This window comes from Agrobacterium sp. 22-210-1 (genome assembly GCF_053522525.1).
In genome coordinates, this window is sequence record NZ_JBNWCI010000001.1 from 1,336,057 (window position 1) to 1,346,038 (window position 9,982).

The following is a 9,982-nucleotide window of genomic DNA, read 5'->3' on the forward strand; positions in this document are numbered from 1 at the left end:
GGCAGCACACGACATGGCGATACTCACCATCGAGGAACTGGCGGAAACCCTTCAGCCCGCACAGGCGATTGCCGGCCTCGACCTTGGCACGAAGACCATCGGGCTTGCCATGTCGGACCTGTCGCGGCGTTTCGCAACGCCGCGTCCCGTCATCAAACGGGTGAAATTCACACGGGATGCCGAAGTGCTGCTGGCCTTCGCCGAAAAGGAGAAGGTAACCGCCTTTATCATTGGGTTGCCGATGAACATGGACGGTTCGGCCGGCCCCCGCGTGCAGGCAACACGCGCCTTTGTGCGCACCATGGGTGAAAAAACCGCCCTGCCGTTTATTTTCTGGGATGAGCGACTTTCAACGGTCGCGGCCGAGCGTGCACTTCTGGAGATGGATGTCTCACGCGCCAAGCGGGCCGAACGCATCGATTCGGCCGCCGCAAGCTTCATCCTTCAAGGCGCGCTGGACAGGCTTTCGGCACTCGCCCGCGCGGTCGACTGACGGCCCGTCCACCAGGCAGCAATCTGCTTCCTCTTGCGGAAAGCGAGGATGGCAAACACGATCAGGCTGTCCACCACAATGGCGCGCGCCACCAACGGCGGCAGGCTTTCCGGCGGCAGGCCGAGAATATTGCCGTAAATCTGGAATACCAGATCATGGGTCTGACGCGTCAGCATGTAAAAGCCGAAGCTCATGTCGTAATAGGAAAGCCAGTACCAGCTGCCCAGTAATGCGACGGGGCCTGCCCAGAGGATCAGAAACCACTTCATGCCGCCTGCCCCCGCGCAAAAACCGTATCGGGAACGCCGGCAAGCACCGCCCAGCGCACCGCTGCCATCAGGCAGAGGTTCAGCGCCGGCGCGTCGATATCCAACGGCAGCATCACAAAAAACGTCATCATGACGCCCAAAGCTGTCCAGCGGCTCACTTGCGGCTCCCTTATGCGCAGTCATTGCGCATGGTTAACATTTCGTTAACTCACACTGGACCCGCAGCTATGACGACGCAAATGAAAGCTGTCATTATGGTTAACGACGAACGGCCGGCATGTGGAAAACGTGTATCTGCGTGAACGGTCAGACGCCGCGGCGGTTGCCGGTCCGGTAAGAACATGGCTGATTTTTCTTTAATGCCGCGCTTGCGCCGGGATTGCGGTCTCCCCCACCCCGGCAGCGGTTTCAGCCGTAAACGCCACGCACCAGTCTTTTGACGGCCGTGGTGATCTTCTCCCAATCCCGCTCGGATTTCAGCGGTACACCGGCGAACTGGCCGCTGGTGGCAGCGGAAATGACGAGGTGCTGGATGGCGGCGAACAGCACGGCATTAACGGCGGCGGTATCCACACCCTTGGGAGCCGCCAGCGAACCACGCATGCGCTCCAGCCATTTGCCCAGCGACTTGGCGCGGGCTTCGGCCAGCTGACGGACCTGCGGCGAGCCATCCGACACTTCCCAGGCGATGATCTTGCAGACGAGCGGGTCGCTGCGCAGCGCATCCATGAAATAAAGCGCAAGCTTTTCCATGAGGTCGCCATAGGTCAGAAGGAACATCCCACCGGTGTCTTCAGGGATACGATCTTTCACCCAGGAACCGAGATCCTCGCCGATCGCCTCGATCAAACCGTCAAGGCCGCCGAAATAACGATAGATCAGCTGCTTGTCGCAGCCGGCACGGCGGGCAACCGCATTGATGCCAAAGCCCTGAAAGCCTTCCTCTGCAAGCAGCGACCGCGCGGCGTTGAAGATCGCCTTCTCAGTCGCAGCGCGATCCTTGATGCGCTTTTCCGGTCTGTCGGCTGAAATCGCCTCTGCGGTCGCCAGCATGGTTGTCTTCCCGTTTTCTGAAAGGCCTTCCTCAACGGGTTAACAAAGCATGAAGGGAAGAACAATGTGGCACCGCGGATGGGAAGCAGGTTCCTGTGGATGACGTCAACCATACTCACCCCCTGCGTCCATACACGGCAAAGACTTCCTACGTCCTGTCAATCGTCAATTGGGTTATCGCCATAGTCGGCCGGAAGATGGCGCTCGACCTCCATCGAATCATGGAGTACGCGGCCGACCCCAATCAGACCGGGTTTCAGCATACGGTAGAGTAAAAAATGTCTCGGATTTCGAACAAGACCGGTCTCGTTCCTAGCCCGTTCCCGGCTATAACGCAGGTGGTAGCTGCGCACATTCCCGATCAACTCGGGGCGAGTATTCGTTCCCGGACGAAGCGGATCGAGTGCAACGTCACGCAGGGCAGTCACAAGTAATTTCTCATAACGTAATCTTGCAGCCGGTCCGAAAGTCTCGTGTGTCCAAACGAGAATTTCCAATATATCCGACTGCGCCGCCTCGGACATACGATACATCGTCAATCGCTGTCTGGCTTGGCGAAACGGGCTTGCGCTTTACGTCCCAAAGCGGAAATGAAGTCATCAAGCCCATCATCTGCAACGTCCACAAAACGTCCCTCGGCAATATCGGTGAAGCCGTGTTGCGCGGCCGCCCTCAACGCTTCAAGCTTGACCGTCTCAAGGCGCTCGCGACGCTCTATCATCCGCAGGCCTTCCCGTAGCACCTCACTCGCATTCTGATAGCGGCCAGATTTGACGAGCCCGTCTATGATCTCTTCGTGATGCTGTGTCAGGACGACGTTACGCGTTGGCATAGGAACCTCCAGCGGACTTCATTTGCGCCTAGCAATAACACCAATTGGCATAATCTGCCAATATCACTCCAGCGCCATGCCAAACCAGACACTACCAGGCGTTTCGTGGCTCTCCAGACGTTTGAAGCCGCGCGTTTCCCAGAAGCGCATGCCCGCATTGTTGCGTTCGCTGGCTCCGAGGTGGATGCCGTAGACGTTGTTCTGTCTGGCCATATCAAGCCAGCGGGAAAGAAGCCGGGTGCCGCCGCCCTTGCCTTGCGTGCGCGGCAAGAGGTTCATGTGGATATGGGCCGGAAACGGATCGGTAAGCCAGGTTGGCGTGCGGCGCGGATGGTGGATGAAATGGGCGCGGCGCTCGTCGGCGTCCCATGTCTGCTGGTCGCCGCCGGGATCGGGGTAAAGGGCACGCAGATGTGGCCACCATTCCCGCTCCAGCCGCTCTTCGTGCAAGGCCGTATCGAGAGCGCCGACGATGTAGCCGCAGACGCCCTCCTCGTCCTCGGCCACGAAAACGGCATCGGGCCAAAGATGCAGATAGGGCACGGAATAGATATGCCCGACCATGCGGCCATCATTATAAAGCGGCGTGGCATCCTGCCCGGCATCGCCGGTGGCAAGGCTTATGGCGTAAAGCGCGCCTTCGTCCTCAGTTCGGGCGGAGCGAAAGGTCAGCATTGGCAGCCGCCTTCCCTTACCGCGCATCGACACGCGAAAGTGTCACGACAGATCAGAACACGCCTGACGCCATTGCTGTTTTTCAAATCCGAGACCCCTCCCGCCGGGACTGCTAAATCTTCATCCGCATACGTCGATCAGGACGCAGGCGGATAAAGGAGATCGATTATATAGTTCGGATCGAAGCGGGAATCGAGCATGCCATAAGTGTGCCGCCAGCCACCCGCAAGACGGGTTTCGAGGAAGGCATCGGCGATCTTGCCGGCACCCAGGCGGCAAAGCTCGGCGGCAGCGGCAGCAAGCGCAAACTGCTCCACCAAGAGACGGGCCGCTCCTTCGTCGCGTTCGGCAAGGGCGATCGCCGCGCGCAGCACGTCGGTGGTCTTCTTGCCGGCTGGCCCGAGGTCCCGTTCCAGCGTCTGGAAGACGAGATCGAACAGGTCCTTGCCACGCTGGAGAACCCGCAGCACATCCAGCGCCATGACGTTGCCGGAGCCTTCCCAGATGGCATTGACCGGCGCTTCACGATAGTGGCGGGCAATCGGCCGTTCTTCGACATAGCCATTGCCGCCGAGGCACTCCATCGCCTCATAGATGAGGGCGGGCGCAATCTTGCAGCACCAGTATTTCACGATCGGCGTCATCACCCGCGCATAAGCGGCTTCAGCCGGATTGTTGCGGGCCGCATCGAAGGCCGTCGCCAGCCGGAAGGAAAGTGCTGTCGCGGCAGCTACATCCAGCGCCATGTCGGCGAGAACGCGGGTCATGATCGGCTGGCTGACCAGCATCTTGCCGAAGACCGAGCGTCCGCGGGCGAAATGCACGGCTTCGGCGAGCGAGGCACGCATCATGCCTGACGATGCCAGCGCGCAATCGAGACGCGTCAGCGTCACCATGTCGAGAATGGTGCGGATACCGCTTCCGGGATCGCCCAGCAGATAACCGAAGGCATCGGTGAACTCGACTTCGGCTGACGCATTGGAGCGATTGCCGAGTTTGTCCTTGAGGCGCTGGAAATGAAGGCCGTTCTTTGAACCGTCCTCCAGATAACGCGGCACGAGGAAGCAACCCATACCGTCGCCCATCTGGGCCAGCATGACGAAACCGTCGCTCATCGGCGCGGAGAGGAACCACTTATGGCCGGACAGGCGGTAGATGCCCTCGCCCACCCGCTCGGCCGTGGTGCGGTTGGCGCGAACATCCGTGCCGCCCTGCTTTTCCGTCATGCCCATACCGATGGTGACGGCGGTTTTCTGCAGGGCCGGTTTCTGCGCGGAATCATATTTGCGCGACAGGATTTTCGGCATCCACTCCTTCTGCACCCGCGGCGATGTCATGATGGCGGCGACGGAAGCGCTTGTCATGGTCAGCGGGCAGAGATGCCCTGCCTCGAGCTGAGACGTCAGGTAGAATTTCGTCGCGCGGGCCTTGTGTTCATTGCCGCGCGTATCGGGAGAATTTTCCCAGACGCTTGAATGCAGGCCTGACGACATGGAACGGCGCATCAGCGCGTGCCAGGCAGGATGAAACTCCACCTGGTCGAGACGTTCGCCGCGCGGGCCGTGGGTGTGCAGCTGCGGCACGCCCTGATTGGCCATGCGCGCCAGTTCCTGCGCCTCATGCGAGGTGACGTAGCGGCCGAGCTGGTCGAACTCGTCCCTCAGGTTACGTGACAGACCAGAGGTGAGGTCGACGATCAGCGGATCGGAACGATAGGCATTGATGCCGGACCAGAGGCTTGGCTGGTTCAGTTCGGCGAGCGATTCTTCTGTCCGGGAATTCTGGGTCATCCGCTGCTTCTAGCTGTTTTGTACTGGAATTGCATAGTGGGGTGATATTGCATAATTCCACCCACAGGAAGCGATTGAGACGATTAAACCCCCGCTTTCAGCATTTTTCAGGCGTAACCTGATTTAGTTATCCGACCTAGAGAATGCCAAACACGTTTCCGGCAAGACCGAGCAATAGCAGGAAGCCGGAGGCGGTGCCGCGCAGCCGAAAGTTTTCGGCTGAGTCTCCGATGACGAGCAGGCGCTCTTGAGGAAACACGGCATTCTCCGACGCCGGGTCACGACGGAACCACTGTTTGCGCAGTTCCCTCGTCTGTCGAGACTGGGGAAACATTGCCGTGTTTTCATTTCCGGGGTTGCGGGCGCTTGCCCCGTGACCATGCAGTCTCTATAGAGCGCAAGACCGAATTCCGCGGCGCTCCTGAGGCGTGTTTACGGCGAATGGCAGCGCACGGATCAGCATTCGGGCGTTCCGGGCATTTTCACGGGAAAATGCGACGCCCGTCAGGAGGCAAACCGCATGGTCTTCTTCCCCCATCGCCATCTCCTTGGCATCAAGGGGCTTTCCCATCAGGATATCACCCTGCTTCTCGACAAGGCCGACGAGGCGGTGAAAATCAGCCGCCAGCGCGAGAAAAAGACCTCGACGCTCCGCGGCCTGACACAGATCAACCTGTTCTTCGAAGCCTCGACGCGCACGCAATCCTCCTTCGAGCTGGCCGGAAAGCGCCTTGGCGCGGACGTGATGAACATGTCGGTCGGCAATTCCTCGGTGAAGAAGGGCGAAACGCTGATCGATACGGCGATGACGCTGAACGCCATGCGCCCGGACGTGCTGGTGGTGCGCCACTCTTCCGCCGGTGCCGCAGCCCTTCTCGCGCAGAAGGTTGCCTGCTCCGTGGTCAATGCCGGCGACGGCCAGCATGAGCACCCGACGCAGGCGCTGCTCGACGCGCTGACCATCCGCCGCGCCAAGGGCGAACTATCAGGCATCACGGTGGCGATCTGCGGTGATGTGCTGCATTCGCGCGTTGCGCGCTCCAACATCATCCTGCTCAACCAGATGGGCGCGCGCGTTCGCGTCGTCGCCCCCGCCACGCTTCTTCCCTCCGGCATTCGCGACATGAGCGTGGAAGTCTTCCACGACATGAAGGAAGGGCTGAAGAATGCCGATGTGGTGATGATGCTGCGCCTGCAGCGCGAGCGCATGTCCGGCTCCTTCGTGCCTTCGGTGCGCGAATATTTCCATTATTACGGTCTGGATGCGGAAAAGCTGAAGGCGGCGAAGGAAGATGCGCTGGTCATGCATCCCGGCCCGATGAACCGTGGCGTGGAAATCGCCTCCGAAGTGGCCGACGGTCCGCAGAGCGTGATTGAAAGTCAGGTGGAAATGGGGGTTGCCGTGCGCATGGCCGTGATGGAAACCCTGCTTGTCTCGCAAAATCAGGGTGAGCGCGTATGAGTGCCGTGACCGTTCTCAAAAACCTCCGCATTGTCGATCCCTCCCGTGATCTCGACGAGACCGGCAGCGTGATCATCGGTGCGGACGGCACCATTCTGGCGGCAGGCAAGGACGCTCACAATCAGGGCGTGCCGGAAGGCGCGACGGTGCGTGACTGCAAGGGTCTGCTGGCGGTTCCCGGTCTGGTGGATGCCCGCGTCTTCGTCGGCGAACCCGGAGGCGAGCATCGCGAAACGATCGAGTCCGCCTCACGCGCGGCAGCGGCCGGCGGCGTTACCAGCATCATCGTCATGCCGGATACAGACCCTGTTATCGATGATATCGCGCTGGTCGAATATGTGAAGAAGACGGCGCGCGACAAGGCGCTCGTCAATGTCCATCCGGCAGCGGCCTTGACCAAGGGCCTCAACGGCGAGGAAATGACCGAATTCGGCATGTTGAAGGAAGCCGGTGCGGTTGCCTTCACCAATGGCCGCAAGGCGCTTTCCGATACGCTGGTGCTGCGCCGCGCCATGACCTATGCGCGCGAACTGGGTGCTGTCATCGCGCTTGAGACCCGTGACAAATATATCGGCGGCGGTGACATGAATGAGGGGCTTTTCGCGAGCTGGCTCGGTCTTTCGGGCGTCCCCAAGGAAGCCGAGATCATTCCGCTGGAGCGCGACCTGCGCATTGCCGGGCTGACGCAGGCGATCTACCACGCCGCCAAGATTTCCGTGCCGGAATCGGCAGAGGCGATCCGCCTTGCCCGGCAGCGGGGCGTCAAAGCCACCTGCGGCATCTCAATCAATCACCTGACGCTCAACGAGAACGATATCGGCGAATACCGCACCTTCTTCAAGCTTTCCCCGCCGCTGCGCGCCGAAGACGACCGCAAGGCCATGGTGGACGCGCTGAAGGACGGCACCATCGATATCATCGTCTCCTCCCACGACCCGCAGGATGTCGACACCAAGCGCCTGCCGTTTTCGGATGCGGCAAGCGGCGCGGTGGGGCTGGAAACCATGCTGGCGGCGGCCCTGCGTCTCCACCACAGCGGCGAGGTTCCGCTGATGCGGCTTATCGATGCGCTTTCCACCCGCCCGGCGAAGATATTCGGTCTCGACGCCGGAACGCTTAAAGTCGGTGCGAAAGCCGATATCACCCTGATCGATCTTGACGAGCCATGGCTGGTTGCGCGCGACCAGCTGGTGTCGAAATCCAAGAATACGCCGTTCGAAGATGCCCGTTTCAGCGGCCGCGCTGTCGCCACTTATGTGGCTGGCAAAGCCGTTCATTCCTTGGCATAAGATCACCAACAGAGATCACGCTGACGGCGCGACAGAGGGGACGTTTGAATGAGTGCTTTGACTGACTGGCAGACGGCGCCTGCCCTGCTCGCGCTTGCGGCGCTGATCGGCTATCTGCTCGGTTCCATCCCCTTCGGTCTCATTCTCACCCGCATGGCGGGGCTGGGCGACGTGCGCAAGATCGGTTCGGGCAATATTGGCGCGACCAACGTGCTGCGCACCGGCAACAAGAAACTTGCCGCAGCCACCCTGCTGCTCGACGCGCTGAAGGGCACGGCGGCGGTGCTGGTCGCCAATGCGCTGTGGGGTTACGAAGCCTCGCTGGTGGCCGGTTTCTTCGCCTTTCTTGGCCATCTGTTTCCGGTGTGGCTCGGCTTCAAGGGCGGCAAGGGCGTGGCCGTCTATATCGGCGTGCTTCTGGGCGCCGCACCGCTGATGATGCTGGCCTTCGCGCTGATCTGGCTCGCAACTGCCTTCATCACCCGCTACTCCTCGCTGTCGGCCCTTCTGGCCATGCTGATCATTCCTGTAGCGCTCTGGGTGCTTGGACCTGAAAAGACGGCGTTGCTGGTAACGCTGCTGAGCGTGATTTCATGGTGGAAACACCGCGAGAATATCGCGCGCCTGCTGGCGGGCACCGAAAGCAGGATCGGTCAAAAGGGCTGAACCCCATCTTGAGGATACGCCATGCCGCATGAGGAAACGACACGGCAGGGCATAGAGCTTTCCGCGCGGCAGCGGGTCGCCTGGCTGCGGTTGATCCGCAGCGACAATATCGGCCCCGTTACCTTTCGCGAACTCATCAATCATTTCGGCAGCGCTGAAAAGGCGCTGGATGCCCTGCCGGAGCTTTCGCGGCGTGGCGGCTCCTCACGCAGCCCACGCATCGCCACGCAGGCAGAGGCGGAAGGCGAAATCGAAACGGCTGAAAGATTCGGCGCCCGGTTTGTCGGCATCGGCGAGCCGGATTACCCACCTGCCCTGCGGCAGCTGGATGGCGCGCCGCCGCTGGTCGCCATGAAGGGATCGGCAACCGCCGCAACAAGAGCCTGCGTCGGCATCGTCGGCTCGCGCAACGCCTCCATCAACGGCGCGAAATTTGCCGCGATGCTGGCACGCGATTGCGGCCGGGCCGGTTATACGATCGCTTCGGGGTTGGCGCGCGGCATAGATGCGGCGGCACACCGGGCAAGCCTTGCAAGCGGTACGGTGGCGATGCTGGCGGGTGGTCTCGACCGACCCTACCCGCAGGAAAATTTCGGGCTTTTGCAAGATATCTATGATCAAGGCGGCGCGACGATCAGCGAAATGCCCTTCGGATGGGAACCGCGCGCCCGGGATTTTCCCCGCCGCAACCGCCTGATATCAGGCGTCTCGCTTGGCGTTGTCATCGTGGAGGCGGCAGAGCGTTCCGGTTCGCTGATTACAGCCCGGCTTGCCGGTGAAGCGGGTCGGCTGGTTTTCGCCGTACCCGGCTCTCCGCTCGACCCGCGCTGCGAAGGGACCAACCGGCTGATCAAGGAAGGCGCGATGTTGACCACGGGTGCGGAGGACATTCTCGAAGCACTGCGACCACTCATGGAGCCGCAATTGCCCTATGACCGCAAGATCGAGGAACCGCGACCAGAAGAAGAAATGTCACCACCCGGAGACGATGAGCGCAGCATCATTGCCGCCGCACTCGGCCCTTCGCCCGTCGAAACAGACGACATCATCCGCCACACGGGTTTTTCCGCCGCCACCGTTCATATGGTGCTTTTGGAACTCGATATCGCCGGCCGACTAAACCGGCATGCCGGGGGACGGGTTTCGCTCCTCGCGGATTGACAGCTTGCGCCGCCCGCTCTGGATATCGCCGACTTCGACATAGGCCATCTCGATCAGATAACACAGCATATCGGCGCCCTCACGGTTCGCGACCTGCCGCAGCTCCGCCAGCATCTGGCGAATGTATGCCAAGTTCTCTCTGGTCCCTTCGTTGTCGGCATTATTGTTTGTTGCGTTCGGGACCATATATTTATCCTGGGAATTTCGTCTGAAACGAAGAGCAATAAAGTAGATTCAAATGATGTTGGTCATCATAACCAATTTACCAAAGATTGCAATACAACAATAGATT

Annotated in this window: 14 protein-coding genes; 5 read left to right on the forward strand and 9 right to left on the reverse strand. The window is 60.6% G+C overall.

What is annotated here, in order from left to right; all coding sequences use genetic code 11:
• Positions 1-13 precede the first annotated feature (13 nt).
• Positions 14-493, forward strand: coding sequence for a Holliday junction resolvase RuvX (gene ruvX / locus ACQZ5F_RS06695; RefSeq protein ID WP_225339901.1), 480 nt, complete (start codon positions 14-16; stop codon positions 491-493).
• Here ruvX and ACQZ5F_RS06700 read toward each other — a convergent pair.
• From ACQZ5F_RS06700 to ACQZ5F_RS06735, 8 genes are all read right to left on the reverse strand, one after another.
• Entirely contained in the window at positions 445-762 is a 318-nt protein-coding gene (locus tag ACQZ5F_RS06700) for a DUF6105 family protein (protein ID WP_046800283.1), read from the reverse strand. The two genes, ruvX and ACQZ5F_RS06700, sit on opposite strands and share 49 nt — an antisense overlap.
• Entirely contained in the window at positions 759-920 is a 162-nt protein-coding gene (locus ACQZ5F_RS06705; RefSeq protein WP_156393988.1) for a hypothetical protein, read from the reverse strand. Before ACQZ5F_RS06705 ends, ACQZ5F_RS06700 begins: the two co-directional genes overlap by 4 nt.
• A gap of 250 nt (positions 921-1,170) precedes the next feature.
• Positions 1,171-1,815, reverse strand: coding sequence for a TetR/AcrR family transcriptional regulator (locus ACQZ5F_RS06710; protein WP_046800284.1), 645 nt, complete (start codon positions 1,813-1,815; stop codon positions 1,171-1,173).
• 158 nt (positions 1,816-1,973) lie between these two features.
• Positions 1,974-2,354: a type II toxin-antitoxin system RelE/ParE family toxin gene (locus ACQZ5F_RS06715; RefSeq protein WP_225339902.1), complete on the reverse strand. Its 381-nt coding sequence runs from the start codon at positions 2,352-2,354 to the stop codon at positions 1,974-1,976.
• Complete coding sequence (locus ACQZ5F_RS06720; RefSeq protein ID WP_052818522.1) at positions 2,351-2,647, reverse strand: type II toxin-antitoxin system ParD family antitoxin; 297 nt, start codon at positions 2,645-2,647, stop codon at positions 2,351-2,353. The genes ACQZ5F_RS06715 and ACQZ5F_RS06720 overlap by 4 nt, the downstream gene beginning before the upstream one ends.
• A 63-nt stretch (positions 2,648-2,710) precedes the next feature.
• Complete coding sequence (locus ACQZ5F_RS06725; protein WP_225339903.1) at positions 2,711-3,322, reverse strand: GNAT family N-acetyltransferase; 612 nt, start codon at positions 3,320-3,322, stop codon at positions 2,711-2,713.
• A gap of 137 nt (positions 3,323-3,459) precedes the next feature.
• The gene (locus tag ACQZ5F_RS06730) at positions 3,460-5,112 is read right to left on the reverse strand and encodes an acyl-CoA dehydrogenase family protein (protein WP_046800287.1); all 1,653 of its coding nucleotides are present in this window, start codon (positions 5,110-5,112) and stop codon (positions 3,460-3,462) included.
• Between the two features lie 136 nt (positions 5,113-5,248).
• A complete protein-coding gene (locus ACQZ5F_RS06735) occupies positions 5,249-5,371 on the reverse strand; it encodes a hypothetical protein (RefSeq protein ID WP_263647295.1) in 123 nt (40 codons plus the stop codon).
• 261 nt (positions 5,372-5,632) lie between these two features.
• Between ACQZ5F_RS06735 and ACQZ5F_RS06740 the strand changes: the two genes are divergently transcribed.
• Genes ACQZ5F_RS06740 through dprA form a run of 4 tightly spaced genes read left to right on the forward strand, consistent with a single transcriptional unit; the run spans position 5,633 to position 9,690 of the window.
• A complete protein-coding gene (locus ACQZ5F_RS06740; protein WP_003502441.1) occupies positions 5,633-6,574 on the forward strand; it encodes an aspartate carbamoyltransferase catalytic subunit in 942 nt (313 codons plus the stop codon).
• Positions 6,571-7,863 carry a dihydroorotase gene (locus tag ACQZ5F_RS06745; RefSeq protein ID WP_448731080.1) on the forward strand — a complete coding sequence of 431 codons (1,293 nt, stop codon included), beginning with the start codon at positions 6,571-6,573 and terminating at the stop codon, positions 7,861-7,863. The genes ACQZ5F_RS06740 and ACQZ5F_RS06745 overlap by 4 nt, the downstream gene beginning before the upstream one ends.
• Positions 7,864-7,911: 48 nt before the next feature.
• Positions 7,912-8,529, forward strand: a complete 618-nt coding sequence (gene plsY, locus ACQZ5F_RS06750; RefSeq protein ID WP_225339905.1) for a glycerol-3-phosphate 1-O-acyltransferase PlsY — start codon at positions 7,912-7,914, stop codon at positions 8,527-8,529.
• Between the two features lie 21 nt (positions 8,530-8,550).
• Complete coding sequence (gene dprA / locus ACQZ5F_RS06755) at positions 8,551-9,690, forward strand: DNA-processing protein DprA (RefSeq protein ID WP_225339906.1); 1,140 nt, start codon at positions 8,551-8,553, stop codon at positions 9,688-9,690.
• Here the strand turns inward: dprA and ACQZ5F_RS06760 are convergent.
• Positions 9,646-9,876, reverse strand: coding sequence for a hypothetical protein (locus tag ACQZ5F_RS06760; protein ID WP_046800292.1), 231 nt, complete (start codon positions 9,874-9,876; stop codon positions 9,646-9,648). The genes dprA and ACQZ5F_RS06760 overlap by 45 nt on opposite strands.
• Positions 9,877-9,982: the final 106 nt, after the last annotated feature.

Coding starts and splice junctions, on each gene's coding strand:
- ruvX (WP_225339901.1), top strand. CDS start 14: ATGGCGATACTCACCATCGAGGAACTGGCGGAAACCCTTCAGCCCGCA.
- ACQZ5F_RS06700 (WP_046800283.1), bottom strand. CDS start 762: ATGAAGTGGTTTCTGATCCTCTGGGCAGGCCCCGTCGCATTACTGGGC.
- ACQZ5F_RS06710 (WP_046800284.1), bottom strand. CDS start 1,815: ATGCTGGCGACCGCAGAGGCGATTTCAGCCGACAGACCGGAAAAGCGC.
- ACQZ5F_RS06720 (WP_052818522.1), bottom strand. CDS start 2,647: ATGCCAACGCGTAACGTCGTCCTGACACAGCATCACGAAGAGATCATA.
- ACQZ5F_RS06725 (WP_225339903.1), bottom strand. CDS start 3,322: ATGCTGACCTTTCGCTCCGCCCGAACTGAGGACGAAGGCGCGCTTTAC.
- ACQZ5F_RS06730 (WP_046800287.1), bottom strand. CDS start 5,112: ATGACCCAGAATTCCCGGACAGAAGAATCGCTCGCCGAACTGAACCAG.
- ACQZ5F_RS06740 (WP_003502441.1), top strand. CDS start 5,633: ATGGTCTTCTTCCCCCATCGCCATCTCCTTGGCATCAAGGGGCTTTCC.
- ACQZ5F_RS06745 (WP_448731080.1), top strand. CDS start 6,571: ATGAGTGCCGTGACCGTTCTCAAAAACCTCCGCATTGTCGATCCCTCC.
- plsY (WP_225339905.1), top strand. CDS start 7,912: ATGAGTGCTTTGACTGACTGGCAGACGGCGCCTGCCCTGCTCGCGCTT.
- dprA (WP_225339906.1), top strand. CDS start 8,551: ATGCCGCATGAGGAAACGACACGGCAGGGCATAGAGCTTTCCGCGCGG.
- ACQZ5F_RS06760 (WP_046800292.1), bottom strand. CDS start 9,876: ATGGTCCCGAACGCAACAAACAATAATGCCGACAACGAAGGGACCAGA.